Raw genomic sequence first — 18,280 nt, forward strand, 5'->3', positions numbered from 1 at the left:
GCACCGGTGCTGACGTATAACTTTTACCAACCCATTCGCACTCCGAATTCCTGAGTTCTAATCGCATGACCCAGCTGCTGTCTGCCCGCGCGGGCGAAATCACCCCCGAAATGGAATACGTCGCTAAACGCGAAGACCTACCGGTCGAGCTGATTCGCGATGAAGTCGCCTCGGGACGCATGGTGATCCCAGCCAACAAAGTTCACGCGGCTGGTGCCTTGGAACCCATGGCGATCGGCATCGCTGCCAAGTGCAAGATCAACGCCAACATCGGCAACAGCGCCGTGACCAGCAACGTGGGTGAGGAACTTGAAAAACTCCACACCGCTGTTCACTTCGGTGCCGACACGGTCATGGATTTGTCGACCGGAAAAGACATCGACAACATCCGCCGCCAAATCATCGACAAGAGCCCTGTTCCAATCGGAACCGTGCCGATCTACCAAATGCTGGAAGAACTCGGCGGCAACATCGAAGACATGAACGCTCAACACTTCTTGGACATGGTCGAACACCAAGCCAAGCAGGGCGTTGACTACATGACGATTCACTGCGGTGTCAAACTGGAACACCTGCACCTGACCGTCAATCGCGTGACCGGAATCGTCAGCCGCGGTGGATCGCTGATCGCCAAATGGATGATGGCTCACAACAAGCAAAACCCATTGCTGGAAGCGTTCGACGATCTTTGCGACATCATGCGTGAGTACGACGTGACCTGGTCGCTCGGCGACGGACTGCGTCCTGGGTCGATCGCAGACGCGTCCGACGACGCTCAGTTCGCCGAATTGGATGTCCTCGGTGAATGCACCAAACGCGGCTGGGAAAAAGGCACGCAGGTCATGGTCGAAGGACCTGGACACATTCCTTTGGACCAAATCCAAATGAATATCGAACGGCAAATCGAAGTTTGCCACGGTGCTCCGTTCTACGTACTGGGCCCATTGGTCACCGACATCGCTCCCGGTTATGACCACATCACCAGTTGCATTGGCGCCGCCAACGCCGGCATGCACGGTGCCGCGATGTTGTGCTACGTGACCCCCAAAGAGCACCTGGGTCTGCCGAACGAAGAAGACGTCAAGCAAGGCGTGATCGCGTACAAGATTGCTGCCCACACCGCGGACGTCGCTCGTAAACGCAAGGGTGCACAGGACCGTGATGACGCCCTTTCGAAAGCTCGTTTCGCGTTTGACTGGAAGGAACAATTCCGTCTGTCGCTTGACCCTGAAACAGCTCAGCGATACCACGACGAAACACTTCCTCAAGACACCTTCAAGAGCGCTCACTTCTGCAGCATGTGCGGACCAAAGTACTGCTCGATGAAAATCACCGAGGACATCCGCCAAATGGCCAAAGAAAAGAAACTGGTCGAACTCCCAACAACCTGATCAGCTCTGCAAGCCACTCGCAGAAACAATCCAAAGCCTCGGAATTGCATCGCAGTTCCGAGGCTTTTTCGTGGACAGAGCCCCCCCATGATCGCCCATGCCCTGATACCCACCTGACTCATGCCACCACTCGGACTACCAGCCGTAGCCATCCGATGGTCCAATCGGAAAAACGCCACTCCTATGAAGTCACGACATGTTCCACGTGCCAACAAACGAGACCTGGGATCCAGAAGCGCTCGCGGAACGACTACGCGAGCAAAACTTAGAAGCAATCGTGCTTGCAAACTCGGTACGGATCACGCTCCCAACCATCCCGCCGGCAAACATGCTGGAGCGACTACAGGACCTTATCTTCCCGGCTCGCTCTCAGCACCTAACGCTTCGCTTCAACAAACAGAAGTTCATTTGCAACATCGAACTAGTTTTCGATCCGCTCAAATTCTCTCATGAATCGATGATTTTGACTCAGATCAGCAAAGCATGCAAACAGAGAGGCTACTGGTGCAAACCCGGTCGTGAAATTGCAATGAAGTACTGCCCCGACTCGGCAGAACTCAAAGAGCTGCTTGAAAAGGTGGAGCAACTGCAAATCGAGAAAGAGAATCTCGTCGCCAACCAAAACTTTGAACAAGCTGCCAAAGTACGTGATGATGAAACCCTGCTAAAACGACGAATCGATGCGATACTGTTCAAGGCAACTGGCAAACGTCTGGGTTCAGCGGACACGTGATGCGTCTCAGAACTGACACGCCTTCTTAAAACAGCAGGGCAGCCCATGACCCGACTTTCATTGATATGGCTCATCCTCGCTGCCGCGTTCGGATGCGACAAACCTGGCGACCGCAATGAAGAGCTGACTTACCTCCGGGAAATACTCCCGGCCGAATTGCTTGACTTCTCGCACTTGGATCTTCCGAGCCGCGACAACATTGCCAAGATAAAAACCGCCGACGGCGCTCACCTTGGCCTTCGCATCTACCCGGGCCAGCCAAAAACGCATGGCGGGATTCGAGCTGAAGTCAGCCTGGACTACCCATTCCAGACGGAAGACACCGTCCGGTACACGTGGAAGTTTCGCCTGCCGGAGGACTTTGAGTCGGATGTCCCTCAGAACCGGTGGTGGGTCATCGGACAATGGCACGATCAACCCGACCGAACGAAAGACGAAACCTGGGAAACGCAGCCGTCTTACAGCCCACCGATTTCAATCGGGATCGCGGAAATCGAAAACCGACTGGCAATCGGGCTCAGCTACGGCACCACGCTCGGCAATCACAAACAGGCTGTTTCTGATCCGATCCCGATCCAACGAGGCGACTGGTACACCGCCCAAGCAGATATCCGATGGTCACAAACTGAGAACGGCAGCATCGAGCTTTCCCTGGTGGAGATCCCCGAGAGCGCCACCCTGATGAAAGGCCCCAACATGAACAATGCTTATCAGCATTATTTGAAAGTCGGTATGTATCGACACCCTGGAATCCAAAGCGAGAATTGGATTCACATCGACCAGATCAACGTCACTCACCTCACCACGAGCAAGCCTGCGAAGCGATGATCTCCGCTCAGTGAGCCTTGCCTTCTTCCAAGTGATGCTTGTGCCGCACGATATCGCCGCTGACCATGTAGATGGTTTCTTCCGCGACGTTGGTGGCCATGTCGGCAATTCGCTCGATGTGCCGAGTGGCACTGAAGCAGTGAACAGCGGGCTCGATCCAGTCGGTGTCGGTTTTCATCATCGACTGCAATTCTTCGATCAGCTCGACATTCAAACGATCCACCTCGTCGTCGCGAGCAATCACTTCGCGAGCGAGATTCGCGTCTTGTTCGATGAAGGAATCCAGAGCGGAACGAACCATTTCCAAAGTGATTGTCACCATTTGGTTGATGTCGTCCGGCACTTTGAACAATGGAAACAAATCCAATGACTTGCTTCGCTCTGCGATGTTGCACGCCAAGTCAGCCATGCGTTCCAAATCGCCATTCAGCTTGATTGCGGACACCATCCAGCGAAGATCAATCGCGACGGGTTGATAGAGCGCCAACAACTTCAAGCACTCTTCTTCGATCCGGATGTCCTTCGCATCGACCTTGTCGTCGGTTTCGATCACTTGAACAGCCATGTCGGGACGGCGTTCAACAAGTGCCCGCACTGACATATTGATCATCTGCTCAACGACGCCAAATTGCTCCACCAAGTCGGTGCGGAGATCCTGAACGGCTCGATGAAGATGCTTGCTCATGCGTGATTCCAAAGCTGCCGGTCGGCGGACATGATCGGCCGAGGGCTATGAATGATTTGTGATGGTCTGCCACAGGACGGAAGGAGGATCAACCGAAACGACCGCGAACGTAGTCGTCGGTTCGCTTTTCCTGGGGCTTGGTGAAGACATCCTGCGTTGGCCCCGATTCGACCAACTTTCCTTCGAAAAAGAAAGCCGTCCGGTCGCTGCAGCGGCTTGCTTGCTGCATGTTGTGGGTCACCATCACGATGGTGTACTGCTCACGCAATTCATAGATCAAGTCTTCGATCGCCAAAGTGCTGGCTGGATCCAATGCACTACATGGTTCGTCCATCAATAGAACCTCGGGACCGACCGCGATCGCACGAGCGATACACAATCGCTGCTGCTGTCCACCGGACAATCCCAATGCGGGTGCATGAAGTCGATCTTTCACCTCATCCCAAACCGCCGCTTTGCGAAGCGACCATTCAACCAGCTCATCCAATTCGGCACGGCTCAGATAGAGGTGCAACTTTGGGCCGAACGCAACGTTGTCGTAAATTGATTTCGGAAACGGGTTGGGCTTTTGAAACACCATCCCGACGCGACGACGAAGGTTCACAACGTCAGTCGTTTGCGCCAGCACATCCAACTCATCAATCATCAGCGTCCCACGACTATTTGCCGAAGGAACGATGTCGTTCATTCGATTGATCCATCGCAACAACGTGCTCTTGCCACAACCGCTAGGACCGATGAAGGCGGTCACCTGATTGCGAGGCACGTCGAGAGAAAGGTTGTGAATCGCCTGAAACGACCCGTACCAGGCATTGAAATTTGCAATGCGAATGCAGACTTCCGGCGTCACCTCCGCTTGCGCGGGTGAATCCGATTGGGGAGTCGCCGATCGAGAGACTTCAGACATCGTGGAGATATTCGCGTTTAGAGCTTTCATTGGACCGTTTTATCCCACCCGCATTTTTTGTCGAAGGTAAATCGCTGCTGAATTCATCAGCAACAACACGGCGAGCAAGACGATAATCGCCGCTGCAGCGAGTTCTTGATAAGCAGCTTGTTGACGGCCGGCCCAATTAAAAATCAACACCGGCATCGTAACCACATTATCCATCAAATTCTGGGGCCCGGAATTCTTTGCCACCGCGGCACCGAGAACCACCAAAATCGGCGCGGCTTCACCAATTGCACGTCCCATCGCCAAAATTGCACCCGTCATGATACCCGGCATGGCCGCCGGTAGCGAAACGTGCCGGACAGTTTGCCATTTGGTCGCCCCCAACCCGAACGAAGCCTCCCGCAAACTGGGGGCAACTCCGCGAAGAGCTTCCTGGGACGCGATGATCACGATTGGCAAAATGACCAAGGAAAGTGTCAGTCCGGCGGCAAGGAAGCTTTTTCCAAACGGCAACCTCAGGTAGTACCACTTTGTTTCGGAATAGGCGCCACCGCCCTGGCCTTTCCGAACGGTTCGCTTCCGAACCTCCGGGTCGCTTGGTTTGGGCTGGCCCGATGCGGGATCCCAAATTGCCAATTCGAATGACTCCCCATCGCGAGAGACCGCTTCGGTTGGCTCATCAATCTTGATGGTCTTTTGTGATTCATCTTCTTGGGGAATCAGAACCGTATGCCCGCCCCCCGCAAGCGAGAGCACTTGGTAATAGTGATTCACACCAAACAGCTCTGTGCCGCTGGATTCGTTGACCTGAATCCGACCAAAGACGTTGAACATGAAAACGAACAGACTCAGACCGAGCAATCCGTAAACGATCGATGGTACACCGGCCAGATTGGAGATATTCAGCTGGATGAAGCTGTGCAGCATTCGCAGCGGCTTGCTGGTCGGCTTGAACTCTTCCAGGAAGATTGCGGTGCCGATTCCTAAAGGCAAGGCGGACGCGGCGCAGATGCCACAAATGAAGATCGAACCAATGATCGACGGCAGCATCCCGGACGATTCGGGATTGAGCTCACTGTGAGAGTTCTGCAGCAAATCCCATGTCAATCGCGAATGACCTTGCCATCCGATGGAGACCAGCAGGACGCCCAGAACCACAACGCTAAGACCAGAGATCAAAACGCAGAGCAGATAGAACAATCGGCTGTATAGTTTGCGTCGGCTTGAGTTGTCGGTTGACACCGCATAGCCGCCGCCCGGATACCCGGAGGTCGCCGGCGGGTCGTTGTCGTCGACCGGTGCGTTGAAATCAGTCGCCATGAGACATGTATCTGTGAGAAAAGGCGGGAGTGACTCAGGAGTAAACTTCTTGGTAGCGACGGCGAATCAACTGGCCGACCAACGTCATCCCAAAGGTGATCACAAACAACGTGATTGCGACTGCGTACAAGCTGAAATATTGAACGGTCCCGTACTCGTTCTCACTTTTGATCATCTCCACAATGAAACCAGTCATCGTTTGAGATTGTTCGCGTGGGTCAGCGGTGAAAGTCGCTCGCGTTCCCGCGGCCAAAGCCACCACCATCGTCTCACCAATCGCCCGACTGAATGCCAGCAAAAAGGCGGAGATGATCCCCGAAAGTGCCCCAGGAACGACGACCTTCACTGCGGTTTCAAACGGAGTGCATCCCAATCCATACGCCCCTTCGCGAAGAGCTCTTGGCACCGCGTGCAACGCATCTTCTGAAAGACTGCTCACCATCGGCAAACAAAGAATGCCAACTGCGATTCCAGCACTGGTGGCATTGAAGGTGTCGAATCCACCACCGGAAAAGAACTGCAGCGATGGGCTGACGACCAACACCGCGAAATACCCGAGAACCACTGTGGGAATCCCCGCGATGACCTCCAAGGTCGGTTTCAGAACCGCCCGAACTCGATTGGAGGCGAACTCGGATAAAAAGATTGCCGTGATCAGACCACAGGGCAACGCGATCAGCATCGCGATGAAGGTGACTCGCAAAGTCCCCGACAACAATGGCCAGATTCCAAACTGAGCCTTCTCGATGTCTTTGCTTTGAAGAGCCGTCCACTCCGTTCCTGTAAGGAACCCACTAAGGGACACATATTCGCTTTGCACAAAGTTCCAGCTCTCACCAATCAACATCACAATGATGCCCACGGTGATCCCAACGGTCATGAGTGCGCAGAGTGCGAGCAAAGCCACCATGGCCTTTTCTTGCACCACACCAATCCCCGTCGAACGAAACTTCTTGTTGACGAGCGCGGCTGGACGATTCAAAGCAATCTTCCCGATCCGCCACCCTGCTTGTCTCGCAGAGCAGCCCTATGAAAAGCATTCGCCGCCGGGGCAGCGGCGAACAAAAAAATCTGAAAGCAACTGAAACGAATTGCTTACTTGACGAGGTTCTCGTCGACGAACAAATCGGTCAGTGCACCGCTGCGGCTTTCGCCCGATTCATCGACAAAGTGAGTGCCGGTTTTGCCAGCGTCCAAATTGGTTTGAGCCTTTGCCATCACTGGTTCAGGCAAACGGACATAGCCAACCTTCTCGCTGACTTCAGGTGTGTTGACCAAAAAGTATTCCACAAAGGTTTGAACTTCCGCTCGGTTGAGCGAGTCGGTGTTCACGTAGATGAACAAAGGACGGCTGAAAGGAGCGTACTTGTTCGAAGCAATGTTCTCGGTCGTGGGCTCGTAAGCGACTTCGTCTTTTGGATTGACGACAGGAACCGCACGCAGCTTGTCTTTGTTCTCTTCGTAGTAAGCAACGCCGAAGAAACCAATTGAGAATTTGTTATCCGAAACGCCTTTGACCAAGATGTTGTCATCTTCGTTCAAATTCATGTCGCCGCGGAGTTCTTTCTTCGACTTCTTCGCCAACACTTCGTGGAAGTAATCGTAAGTTCCTGAGCCCGTGCCTGGAGCATAAATTTGAATTGCTTCTTCAGGCCAACTTGGATCAACGTCGCTCCAGTTCTTCGCGGCGTCGTCGCCAACGAACATTGATTTCAGTTGATCGACGGTCAGCTCTTTGACCCAATCGTTCTGTGGATTCACAACGATGGTCAAACCATCGTAAGCAACAGGAAGCTCAACGAATTCGACACCGTTTGTTTTGCAATTCTCAAACTCACCGCTCTTGATTGGACGCGATGCATCCGAAATATCGGTGCCCTTGTCATAGAAACTCTTGAAACCATTTCCGGTTCCGTTGCCACTGACAATGATGTCAACGTTTGGATGTTGTTTGATAAAGCCTTCGCGGATCGCGTTGCTGATCGGCTGCACAGTGCTACTGCCGTCGACTTTGATCGTGCCGACCAAGTTGGACTCAGCCGCAGGTGCCGAAGGATCGGCTCCGTTCTCGGTGCTTGACGAAGACTTGTCACAGCCCGTCGAAATAACCGCGAGTGCGATCAAGCACGAGAAAGCGTAGGAAGAGAATTTCATTGTCGGATCGCCTGGATTTTTGGGACGATAGAGGGGAGTGGGGAATGTCTTTTCGTAGAGGCACAAAATCCGTCATGCTCAATCCTTTGATGCGGCTTGGTGCCCGCGCGGACGAATTGTAATCCTCTTCCCTAGCTTGACAAACGGACCCTATGAGGCGACCGAACAGCCCCTTCCACCCCCTAAAACACTGTGTTTTGCAAGGCCAAGCCACCCTTAACGATGCGAACCGTTCAATTCGAGCCAACAAACGGTGTTGAAGATATTGTGAAGAAATTGAGCTTCGCTTCGCGAAAAGCTTCCGCAACCGAACTGCTCCCCCTAGACGTGCTACTTCGACACCGCTTTTCCGCAGCAGCGATTCGCAATCGCGATGTTACTTCGGAGACGATAAAGCCCCGAGTTCCTGGGTAGTACGCGGCTTCCTGGGCAGGACGCGGCGAACACAATGCGTGACGCCGAAAATCAACTAGCAATCTAAGCGTCACTCGGGCTCAGTCGCTCAAGGCGCTGCGAGCGGATCAGTGCTTGCCGGTTCGCCATTCGCCTTGGCTTCCTTCATCACTTCGGGCAAACGTCGCCATAGCGAAACCGCTTCGCCAACCATCCAAGCCTGTAGGATCAGAACCAAGGTCCCAAATCCAATCAGCACGTAGTCTCGCTGCGGCCACCAATTGTTAACCAAATCAAAGACCATGGCCCACGCGGGCAACAACAACATCATCCCCATCGGGATCGCCAGAACGGCAACGGGCCGGCTGCGTCGCGCAAGATAGAAAACGGCGACCATCAAAGCCAAACCAGCCAACAGCTGATTGGTTGCACCAAACAACGGCCACAACATCAAACCACCTTTACCGGGGCTGTCGCCCGCGAAAACGGCGATGGCCATTCCAATGCCCACAGCGATCGTTGTTGCGACGTATTTGTTGGTACCGGCATGCCAACCAGCTGAAGAGGCGAGTTCACTGATCACATAGCGTTGCAAACGAGTCGCAGTATCCAGTGTTGTCGCGGCGAAACACGCGACCATCACCGCCATGATTGCAACGCCATACTTCAGCGGGATACCGATTGCCGAAATGAAGTTAGCGCCACCGTCGATGAAAGCAGCCAGCTTTTTGTCGAGCCCTTGCCCCTTCCATCCGCCACCCGCGGCGGCAGTCCCATCAGCGGTCGTCCTGCCCGTTCGGTAGTAAGAACGCCACGCTGCCGAGCCATCCAACGCGGCTTCTTCCGCAGAAACCTCCGCCATGGCGATGGGTTCTTGACGTGTGATCTCGATCGATCCCGATGACGTGTCGCGAGTTAACCGGCCCATGCCGACTCCCGCGCAACAGGCCAAGATCACCAACACGGCCAACATGCCTTCGCCCAGCATGGATCCATATCCAATCATCTGAGCATCGCGAGCGTTCTTGAGTTGCTTGCTCGTCGTTCCACTGCTGACCAAGCAATGAAATCCACTGCAAGCACCGCAGGCAATGGTGATGAACAAAAACGGCAACATCGGCGGAGCGTCCGCGGGTACTTGTTTGGCGATCGCGGGTGCCGCAGTGGCCAGGTTGGCTTGCCCGTTCAGCGATGCAACTGCCAAACCAGCCACCAACAGGATCAAAGCCACACCCAACTGCAAACTGTTCAAGAAGTCGCGAGGCTGAAGCAACAACCAAACCGGCAACACCGATGCGAAAAAGGCATAAATCAATAAAAGCAAAGTCCAAACGACCACGGGGGTCATGTAGACCGCATCCGCAGGCAACACCTCAGCTAGATCCAACGGCAACGTCGTCGTTCCCAAATAAACCGTCAGATAGAGAATTCCGAGGCCAATCAAACACGGCAGAACCAAATTGCCTCCGCGCCGAATCACCGCCCAACCGATGAACGCCGCCACCGGCATCGCCGTCCAAACAGACAAAACCGATTCGGGATACAGCTTGAATATGTTCGCGATCACCAACCCGAACACGGCCAAAACAATCGACAGTGCCAATGCCAAGACAATCAAGAACAGAACCTTGGCTCGTGGCGATATCAATCGCCCCGCTGCCTGCCCGATCGACTCACCTCGATTTCGAATCGAAATCACCAAAGCGGCCAGGTCGTGCACGCCGCCGATCAAAATGGAGCCGAACACAACCCAAAGCAACGCCGGCAACCATCCCCAAAAAACCGCCAGTGCTGGCCCAACGATTGGGCCCGTCCCAGCGATGCTGGTGAAATGATGGCCAAAAACAATCGACCGATCCGTTGGCACAAAGTCGACGTCATCCCGCAACGAAACGCTGGGCATCGGTTCGTCACCACTCAGACGAAACAACTTCGTGGCGAGATAGCGACCATAGGTGTGGTAGGCGACGACAAACGCGACCATCGACAGGATCGCAATGACAAGAGTGCTCATACGGAGTAATCAGACGGCGGGCAAAGGTGGGGATGAACGGCGGGAGCAGACAAGAGATAGATGGCGAGGGGTAAGTGGCGAGGGCTGTTCGCGAGTAAACGGGGTTTCCCGGCGGTGCAGGGCAGGAACTCGCCATTCTTCAGTGGGAAGGACGCGACTTTCACGGTCTCCCGTTCTCCCAATCGGTCCGCCGATCGCTGCGATGCGGCCAGACCGACCGAGGCGCAATGACGGAACCGAATCGCAAATCCCAATCGTTCCCGGCGGAATTCCTGCCACTGGCCGGTCGTCGATTCGAATTCGGCCCCTATAATACGCGAAACGTGTGGGCTCCGAACGATGCCGCAGGCCCAATCGAGACCATTTCGCATTCGCGACCACTCACCCATCAAGACTGAATCATGAGCTCTGCTTCCAGCAACGGAAATGCCCCCTCCAAAATCGAAAAGACGATCATCATCGGCAGCGGGCCGGCAGGTTGGTCGGCGGCCATCTATGCGGCTCGAGCGAATCTGGATCCCGTTCTTTACGAGGGCACGGTCAAACCGGAAATGATCCCTTTGGGGCAGCTTGCCTACACCACCGAAATTGAAAACTTCGCAGGTTTCCCCGCAGGCAACGTCCGCGCATTCGTGGAATCCGCCGTCGACAAAGATCGACACTGGAACCTGCCGATGGCTCCCGAAGGACACGAAAAGGACGGCCAACCGCACTACGCCGTGCAAGGCGTCGAACTGATGGAGTTGATGAAACAACAAGCGTTGAACTTCGGCACACGGGTGGTTGGTGACGATATCGAACGCGTCGATTTCTCAGGACCACCGCACACGCTGTATCCCGCCTCGGGCGATCCAGTTCAAGCTCACACGGTGATTATCGCCACCGGTGCTCGAGCGAACTACTTGGGTTTACCCAGCGAAGAGCTTTACAAGAACAAGGGCGTCAGCGCCTGTGCTGTTTGCGATGGTGCACTGCCGGTCTACCGCAGCAAACCATTGGCCGTTGTCGGCGGTGGTGACTCCGCGGTCGAAGAAGCCACCTACCTGGCCAATCTGAAAGGTGCCGACAAGATCTACCTGCTCGTTCGTCGCGATCAAATGCGGGCCAGCAAGGTCATGCAAGATCGTGCGATCAATCACCCCAACATCGAGATCCTTTGGAACACCGTTGTGGAAGAAGTCCTCGGTGATGAAAAGCTGGTCAATGGCTTGCGTCTGAAAGACACCGTCGACGGATCGACTCGTGAACTGAAGGTTGGCGGTATGTTCGTCGCCATCGGCCACACACCCAACACTTCGTTCTTGGACGGTGCGGTCGAAATGAACAGCGAAGGCTACATCCAGTGGACCAAGGCGTTTCGAACGAACACGTCCGTCAATGGTGTTTTCGCTGCCGGCGATGTCGCAGACGACTACTACCGTCAAGCAATCACTTCCGCCGGAACCGGATGCATGGCGGCTCTCGATGCGGAACGCTTCTTGGTCGAGCACGAGGAAACGACCGGAACGAGCGAAGCTCGCCCATCACTGACCTAAGAATTGAATTTGGCGGTTGGCTATTCGAGGAAAATGGACGCGGTCCCTCGCTGACGCTTTGGGTGGGATTCAATCAATCGGCTGGTCAGCTTCGGGTTTTCAGCGTGAAGTCTGGGTTCAATGGTCAACGCAAAAACGCAACTTCAATGCTCCGAAGCAGGTCGGCAGGAATGATCAGGTAGAACCTCACGTAGGCGAGTTTCTCTGAGACTCGCAAATGACACCGTCTCGGAGAGACGCCGCTACGTGATCAAGCCCCATGACTCCCGCTCACGTGCTTACGTTGGAATGTCGCAGCGCTAGTTGGACGAACCACTGGAGCTGCCTTGCAACTCCAACATCGCCATCGCAAACGCTTCGCCGATCTGGGCCATCGTTTTTCCGCAGCCCAGATAGTGGTACCCGGCGTTCGACGCGCCGCGTTTCCATAACGCGAGTTCCTCTTCGGAAATCAATTCGCGTTCAAACTCTCGCATGAATTCGGCTTGCTGTTCTTCAGACATCGAGCCGTCGTGATTCTCATGCCCCCGTTGCTTCGTTCGCAATTGATACGACTTCTGTCGCACCTCCGCGAACTTGCTCGCGATCGCCCCCAGCTTGTCGTCCCAGTATGGCCCCGTCGGCACCGCGACCACATTGCCGCGAAACTCGTCAAGCTTCGCGGGAGCCGCCATCGCATCTCGGAATTGCTGATGATCCGAACTCGGGTGCTCACCATCGACTCCCATCACGCCGATCACAAACGGCAATTCCGCAGCGTTCAGATCCGATCGCACGTCACGAATGAAGTCCGCCATCCATTCGGAATATTTCTCGAAACGGTTCTGCTCAGAATCGGCGGGAAGTCGCGGATAAACGTCTCGATTGACAACATCATTCCAACCTTGGAACCAAACGAAACCCGCCAGCTCGTAGCCCTGATCGGATTGGTAGGATGGAACAACGCGTTCGATGTCACTGAGCACCGACTTCACGTGATCAACCATCAAGCGGTAGTACTTCCCCGATTCCTTTTCCCCGTTGCGGTCTCGCTCAATATCGTTTTTGGTTCTCGGGTAAACACCGGCACTCGGTGGACGAAAGTCGTAGAACAGTGACTTGCCTCCCCAAGCCGTTTTGATCAAAAGGATCGGCGCTTCTGTGTTTTCTTCCAGCGTCAATCCAAATGTGAACTCGGGGCCAATCTTGCCACCATCTTCGCTTGGCGATGGTCTCGATCCGTATCCGACGGTCAACTTGCCAACGCCCTCGCCGTTCTTGTCACCTCGACCGGTCAAGTAGGAGATGGAAACACGATCGCAAACGCGAAAGGTTCCGTCCTGGTTTCGCATTCGATTGAGCAAGGCCTCACAACTGGGGTCATCGCTCATGTAGTCGATCGTTTCGACCTTGGCGTGACCTTCCATGTTGGACTGTCCCGCCAGAATGTAAACCTGCAGAGGCTTGGTGGATTTCGAGTCAGCCGGATCCTCTGCGTGGGACGAGACCGCGATCAGCAAACAACCCAGCAGGCAAACGCAACGCAACATCGATACAGCCTCAACAGTAAGCGAAAAGTTGATGAGGCGATCGAACCGACGACGTTCACCCGGTCATGCCAGGATGTCGTGCACCACTTCGCCGTGCACGTCAGTCAAACGGAATTGACGTCCCTGGTAACGGAACGTCAAACGTTCATGATCGACTCCCAGCAAGTGCATGATAGTCGCGTGCAAGTCGTGAATGTGCACAGGATCTTCGGTCAAGTTGTAACCAAAGTCATCCGTTGCACCGTGCACGATCCCCGGCTTCACCCCTCCGCCGGCCATCCACAAACTGAAACATCGCGGGTGGTGATCTCGGCCAAAACTATTTTCCGTCAGCTTGCCCTGGCAATAGTTCGTGCGACCAAACTCACCGCCCCAAATGACCAGCGTGTCTTCGAGCATTCCCAATCGCTTCAGATCCTGAACCAAAGCAGCAGAAGCTTGATCGGTCGCTTTGCATTGATTTGGTAATCCCTTGGGCAATCCGCCGTGATGATCCCATCCCTTGTGATACAGCTGGATGAAACGCACGCCACGTTGAGCCAATCGCCGGGCCATCAAGCAATTGGCGGCAAACGAACCGGGGTTTTTGGAATCCTTGCCGTACAGTTCAAACACTTCTTCAGGTTCGTCTGCAAAATCGGTCGCTTCGGGAATCGAAGACTGCATCGCAAACGCCATCTCGTACTGGGCAATGCGAGCCTCGACCAATGGATCGGCCTGCGTCGCCAATTGCATTTGATGCAACTTTGAAAGAGCGTCCATCGCCGAGCGTCGACTTTGCGAATCAATGCCTTGCGGGTTGCTCAAGTACAACACCGGATCGGCGCCACTTCGGAACTGAACGCCCTGGTGCTCGCTGGGCAGAAAACCGTTGCCCCAAAATCGTGACACCAATGGTTGGCCACTGTTTTGGTCCTTGGTCGTCATCACCACAAACGCGGGCAGGTTCTCGTTCTCACTGCCGAGTCCATAATCCACCCAAGCACCCATACTGGGTCGTCCGGGAAACATGCTTCCCGTTTGCATGAACGTGACCGCGGGGCCGTGGTTGATCGCTTCGGTATACATCGACCGAACGACGCAAATGTCGTCCGCGATCTTGGATGTGTAAGGCAGCTGATCGCTCATCCAAGTGCCGGATTCGCCGTGCTGCTTGAATTCGAAAGGCGACCCCACCAGCGGCAAACTGGACTGGTTGCCACTCATCCCGGTTAGACGCTGGCCACCACGAATTTCGTCGGGTAGTTCCGTGCCATGTTTCTGATTCAGCAAAGGCTTGTAGTCAAACAAATCCAACTGGGATGGCGCTCCCGACTGGAACAAGAAGATCACCCGCTTGGCTTTCGCGGCGTGATGCAATGTTCCCATCGACCCCGGAACGGGCGTTCCCTCACCAAGCCCATTCGCTGAATTTGCGAAGGCACTGGATTCGCCCAAACTGCTGGCGAGCAACTGCCCAAGAGCCATGCCTCCGAATCCATACGCGGAATTTTGAAGCAGAGCACGACGATTGATTGAAATCGGGTTCAGTGCGGATTCGTTCATCGTTTTACCAGACAGAGATCAAAGTTCAGCAACGTTCCCACCACGACCGTCATCGCTGCCACGCGATTGGCGTCCAATGAAGCATCCGGTTCGGAATCGCCAATCGAGAGAAACTCGTTCGTTGCCGTTTCATGAGTTTGAAAGTAGTTGAGCTGCTCCTCGTACAAATCGATCAGCACGCTCAGTTGGTCTTGCGTTGGACGCCGGCTCGTCGTGACACGAAATGCATCGCGAAGCACCGTCTTCACGTCCGAGGATGACGCGTCCCGTATCAATTTCTCCGCCAATCCGCGAGAGGCCTCAATCGTTTGCGGACCATTGAGCATCACGAAAGCCTGCAGTGGCGACGCGGTTCGTTCACGCTGAACACGACAAACGTCTCGCTTGGCAGCATCCAAGGTCGTCATCACCGGAGCGGGACTCGTGCGTTTCCAATACGTGTACAAGCTACGTCGGTACAACCCCTCGCCTTTGTCGCGATCGGTTGGCTTAAACGACACTTCCACTTCGTATGGTTTCGCTGGCGGTCCGCCCATCGTTCGAACCAATCGTCCACCGGCGGCAAGAGCTTGATCGCGCAACATCTCGGCGGGCAAACGGTACGTTGGAAAGTGCGACAGCAAACGATTGGTTGGATCAACCAGCGCGAGCTTGTCTTGCGTCGAGACACTGCTGCGACCGTAAGCGTCTGAAAGCATGATTTGCTTCATCATTCGCTTGAGATCCCAGTCATTGTCTGCCAAATCCAAAGCCAACCAATCCAGCAACGCAGGGTGTGTCGGCGGCATCCCCTGACTTCCAAAATCTTCCGGCGTGCGGACCAAACTCTGGCCGAAACAAATCTGCCACAATCGGTTCACTGCAACTCGCGACGTCAGCGGATGCTCTCGGTCACACAGCCATTTCGCCAGCGTCAATCGGTTCGGACTGGATGAATCGTCCGACTTCATTGGCGGCAAAAAGTCGGGTGTGCCTGGCTGAACGACCTGTTGTGGACTGTCATAGACACCTCGAGCGAGCAAGTGAGTGGGTCTTTGCTCAGGCAACTCTCGCATCACCATGATTTCATCGAGCGAATCTTCCAACTTGCACTTCGCAACGCGGGCCTCGCGCAATTTCGTTCGCGCCGAAGCAACTTCTTCGTCCCAACGCTCGAGGGCGTGATCGATCACCTGATCCTGATCCCAGCCCGATTCGGTATAGAACTCATATTCATCGCGTGCGAGTTGCTGAATCTCCAAGTCGCTCAAACAAACATCGAAGACGCGGAATTGGTCGACCGCTCCCTTCTTGAAACCACGATCTCGCATCCGTTCACCGATGGTGATGTTGTCGCCACCACCGCCTTGGATTTGCTTGGTCAGTGCATCTCGAACGACGCTGGTTTCAACGGCCTTTCCATCAACATAAATCTTTAGACCCGCCGCTGAACTGGAACCTTCGGTCGTAGCCGTGACATGCACCCACTCACCAACGGGAATGACCTCGTCGGTCACAACACTGATTGCATTGCCGGGCCAAAAGTGAATCTGCGACCACTGAAGTTTGCCATCCAAGATCAGCAATTCATAACCGCGACTGGCGGCGTCGGTCCAAGCACGCGAACGATGCCACACGACCGCGCGTTCCTTGAGATCGGGAGTCTTCATCCACAGGGAAACAGTGAATGGCTGGGAGCGATCGAAGTTCCCCACTTCGGTCGCGACGGCATCATCACCGGTCAATTGCCAAGCCTTCCCAACCTTGCCTTCCACTGACTGGTTAGGTGATTTGGGTTCGTCTTCGAAATCCAGTGACGCGATTGGTTCCGCCAAACGATGCTCCGGCAGTGTCCCAATCGAACTCAACCCGGACTGACTCAATTGTTCACGCCAGTGCTCGCGTCGCTCTCGGATCGTTTCGCGGAGCCGCTGTTCCGCGACGACAATGTCGCTCTGCAATTGCTTCAACTGGCGTTCTTCTTCTTCGGTCGGCAACGACAATGTCGGCGTTGGAACCGATGGCGTGAAGTACGAATACAACCCGGCTTCGTCGATGTTGTCAAAGAACGCGTTCAGTTGGAAATAGTTCTCTTGGCTAATTGGATCGTATTTGTGGTTGTGACATCGACAACATTCATACGTCAGCCCCATCATCGCAGTCGCAACGGTTTGGGCTCGATCAGCCACATACTCAATGCGAAACTCTTCTGGCACGCTTCCGCCTTCAACTTTCTGCGGATGCAAACGATTGAACGTGGTTGCCAAGATCTGTTCGCGATTCGCATCGGGTAACAAATCGCCCGCCAATTGCTGCGTCACAAATTCGTCGTAGGGCATGTTGTCGTTGAACGCGTTGGTCACCCAATCTCGCCACGGCCAAACGAAGCGATCACGATCAACTTGATAGCCATACGTGTCGCTGTACCGCGCGGCATCGAGCCAATCGGTAGCCATGCGTTCGCCATACTCGGGTCGCGCGAGCAATCGATCGATCACGCGGATTTTGTCCATTGGACTGTCATCGGCCAGAAACGCGTCCATCTCGGAAAGCGTCGGTGGAATGCCAATCAAGTCGAACGTGACCCGACGCAACCACGTCTCTTTGTCGGCTTCTCCTTCGGGCTGCAACCCAGCCTTCGTCAGCGCACGATTGATAAAACGATCGATCTCGTTCGTCGCACCCGGTGACTGGTCGCTACTCACCACCTCATTTTGAACATCGACGTCCGTTGGCGAAATGAACGACCAATGGCTTTGATAGTGCGCCCCTTGTTCAATCCAACGACGCACCAGTTCGGTTTGCTCGGGCGTCACCTTGCGTTCTGAATCCGGTGGCGGCATCAACATGTCCGGATCATCGGACACCATTCGCAACCAGACTTCGCTGGCTTCCCAATCGCCTTCGACAATTGCCCAGTCCTTCGCACCTTCTTCGGTATCCAGGTGCAATCCAGCCTCACGGTTTTCGTCGTCTGGTCCGTGACAGTGAAAGCAATTCTCGGACAAAATCGGACGGATATCACGATTGAATTGAATGGCATCGTCCGGTTCGCCCGCGTCTTCCGCATTCGCGAACGGAGCCAACGCAACGACATAAATCAACGAAACAATGAAGTTCCATGAACCACGTTTCCGCTGGTTCGGGTTGCGTTCGCTGGCGCGGGCCATGAAGAAAGTCGATAGATCACGCATCGCGTGCCGTGGCATTTGTGTTGGAAAGATTTGGAGATGGCTTTACGAAGGAACAAACCGCAAGGGTCTGTTAAAGCCCACACCA

Annotated in this window: 13 protein-coding genes; 4 read left to right on the top strand and 9 right to left on the bottom strand. The window is 54.6% G+C overall.

All coding sequences use genetic code 11. The features are described 5' to 3' along the window. The first annotated feature begins 65 nt into the window (after positions 1-65). From thiC to RB_RS14720, 3 genes are all read left to right on the top strand, one after another. Positions 66-1,391 (top strand): phosphomethylpyrimidine synthase ThiC, encoded by a 1,326-nt coding sequence (gene thiC, locus RB_RS14710; protein WP_007326663.1) that lies wholly within the window; start codon positions 66-68, stop codon positions 1,389-1,391. Positions 1,392-1,587: 196 nt separating this feature from the next. Next, the gene (locus RB_RS14715; protein WP_007332188.1) at positions 1,588-2,124 is read left to right on the top strand and encodes a UvrB/UvrC motif-containing protein; all 537 of its coding nucleotides are present in this window, start codon (positions 1,588-1,590) and stop codon (positions 2,122-2,124) included. A gap of 45 nt (positions 2,125-2,169) precedes the next feature. Next, on the top strand, positions 2,170-2,952 hold the full coding sequence (locus RB_RS14720) for a polysaccharide lyase (protein WP_007332189.1): 783 nt from the start codon (positions 2,170-2,172) through the stop codon (positions 2,950-2,952). Positions 2,953-2,959: 7 nt separating this feature from the next. Here RB_RS14720 and phoU read toward each other — a convergent pair whose 3' ends face one another. The 6 genes from phoU to RB_RS14750 all read right to left on the bottom strand — a co-directional run bounded on the left by phoU (position 2,960) and on the right by RB_RS14750 (position 10,413). After that, positions 2,960-3,649, bottom strand: coding sequence for a phosphate signaling complex protein PhoU (gene phoU / locus RB_RS14725; protein WP_007326666.1), 690 nt, complete (start codon positions 3,647-3,649; stop codon positions 2,960-2,962). Positions 3,650-3,725: 76 nt separating this feature from the next. Further along, positions 3,726-4,544, bottom strand: a complete 819-nt coding sequence (pstB, locus tag RB_RS14730) for a phosphate ABC transporter ATP-binding protein PstB (RefSeq protein ID WP_007326667.1) — start codon at positions 4,542-4,544, stop codon at positions 3,726-3,728. Positions 4,545-4,583: 39 nt separating this feature from the next. Further along, a complete protein-coding gene (locus tag RB_RS14735; protein ID WP_011121293.1) occupies positions 4,584-5,852 on the bottom strand; it encodes a PstA family ABC transporter permease in 1,269 nt (422 codons plus the stop codon). Between the two features lie 34 nt (positions 5,853-5,886). Next, a complete protein-coding gene (gene pstC, locus RB_RS14740; RefSeq protein WP_007332191.1) occupies positions 5,887-6,834 on the bottom strand; it encodes a phosphate ABC transporter permease subunit PstC in 948 nt (315 codons plus the stop codon). 113 nt (positions 6,835-6,947) lie between these two features. After that, positions 6,948-8,006 carry a PstS family phosphate ABC transporter substrate-binding protein gene (locus RB_RS14745; protein WP_164922046.1) on the bottom strand — a complete coding sequence of 353 codons (1,059 nt, stop codon included), beginning with the start codon at positions 8,004-8,006 and terminating at the stop codon, positions 6,948-6,950. A 502-nt stretch (positions 8,007-8,508) separates the two neighbouring features. Beyond that, positions 8,509-10,413, bottom strand: coding sequence for a carbon starvation CstA family protein (locus RB_RS14750; protein ID WP_007332193.1), 1,905 nt, complete (start codon positions 10,411-10,413; stop codon positions 8,509-8,511). A gap of 401 nt (positions 10,414-10,814) precedes the next feature. Between RB_RS14750 and RB_RS14755 the strand changes: the two genes are divergently transcribed. Further along, entirely contained in the window at positions 10,815-11,948 is a 1,134-nt protein-coding gene (locus tag RB_RS14755; protein ID WP_007326673.1) for a thioredoxin-disulfide reductase, read from the top strand. A 299-nt stretch (positions 11,949-12,247) separates the two neighbouring features. Here the strand turns inward: RB_RS14755 and RB_RS14760 are convergent, their stop codons facing one another. The 3 genes from RB_RS14760 to RB_RS14770 all read right to left on the bottom strand — a co-directional run bounded on the left by RB_RS14760 (position 12,248) and on the right by RB_RS14770 (position 18,210). After that, a complete protein-coding gene (locus RB_RS14760; protein ID WP_011121299.1) occupies positions 12,248-13,477 on the bottom strand; it encodes a sialate O-acetylesterase in 1,230 nt (409 codons plus the stop codon). 63 nt (positions 13,478-13,540) lie between these two features. Next, positions 13,541-15,022 carry a DUF1501 domain-containing protein gene (locus RB_RS14765; protein WP_007326676.1) on the bottom strand — a complete coding sequence of 494 codons (1,482 nt, stop codon included), beginning with the start codon at positions 15,020-15,022 and terminating at the stop codon, positions 13,541-13,543. Then, positions 15,019-18,210 (bottom strand): DUF1553 domain-containing protein, encoded by a 3,192-nt coding sequence (locus RB_RS14770; protein WP_011121300.1) that lies wholly within the window; start codon positions 18,208-18,210, stop codon positions 15,019-15,021. Before RB_RS14770 ends, RB_RS14765 begins: the two co-directional genes overlap by 4 nt. Between the last annotated feature and the right edge of the window lie 70 nt (positions 18,211-18,280).

Source organism: Rhodopirellula baltica SH 1, from assembly GCF_000196115.1.
GTDB lineage: Bacteria > Planctomycetota > Planctomycetia > Pirellulales > Pirellulaceae > Rhodopirellula > Rhodopirellula baltica.

Bases quoted from the DNA above. Each gene is read 5' to 3' on its own strand.
- RB_RS14750 (WP_007332193.1), bottom strand. From the start codon at position 10,413: ATGAGCACTCTTGTCATTGCGATCCTGTCGATGGTCGCGTTTGTCGTC.
- pstB (WP_007326667.1), bottom strand. From the start codon at position 4,544: ATGTCTGAAGTCTCTCGATCGGCGACTCCCCAATCGGATTCACCCGCG.
- RB_RS14770 (WP_011121300.1), bottom strand. From the start codon at position 18,210: ATGCCACGGCACGCGATGCGTGATCTATCGACTTTCTTCATGGCCCGC.
- thiC (WP_007326663.1), top strand. From the start codon at position 66: ATGACCCAGCTGCTGTCTGCCCGCGCGGGCGAAATCACCCCCGAAATG.
- RB_RS14735 (WP_011121293.1), bottom strand. From the start codon at position 5,852: ATGGCGACTGATTTCAACGCACCGGTCGACGACAACGACCCGCCGGCG.
- RB_RS14715 (WP_007332188.1), top strand. From the start codon at position 1,588: ATGTTCCACGTGCCAACAAACGAGACCTGGGATCCAGAAGCGCTCGCG.
- RB_RS14765 (WP_007326676.1), bottom strand. From the start codon at position 15,022: ATGAACGAATCCGCACTGAACCCGATTTCAATCAATCGTCGTGCTCTG.
- RB_RS14745 (WP_164922046.1), bottom strand. From the start codon at position 8,006: ATGAAATTCTCTTCCTACGCTTTCTCGTGCTTGATCGCACTCGCGGTT.
- RB_RS14755 (WP_007326673.1), top strand. From the start codon at position 10,815: ATGAGCTCTGCTTCCAGCAACGGAAATGCCCCCTCCAAAATCGAAAAG.
- RB_RS14760 (WP_011121299.1), bottom strand. From the start codon at position 13,477: ATGTTGCGTTGCGTTTGCCTGCTGGGTTGTTTGCTGATCGCGGTCTCG.
- RB_RS14720 (WP_007332189.1), top strand. From the start codon at position 2,170: ATGACCCGACTTTCATTGATATGGCTCATCCTCGCTGCCGCGTTCGGA.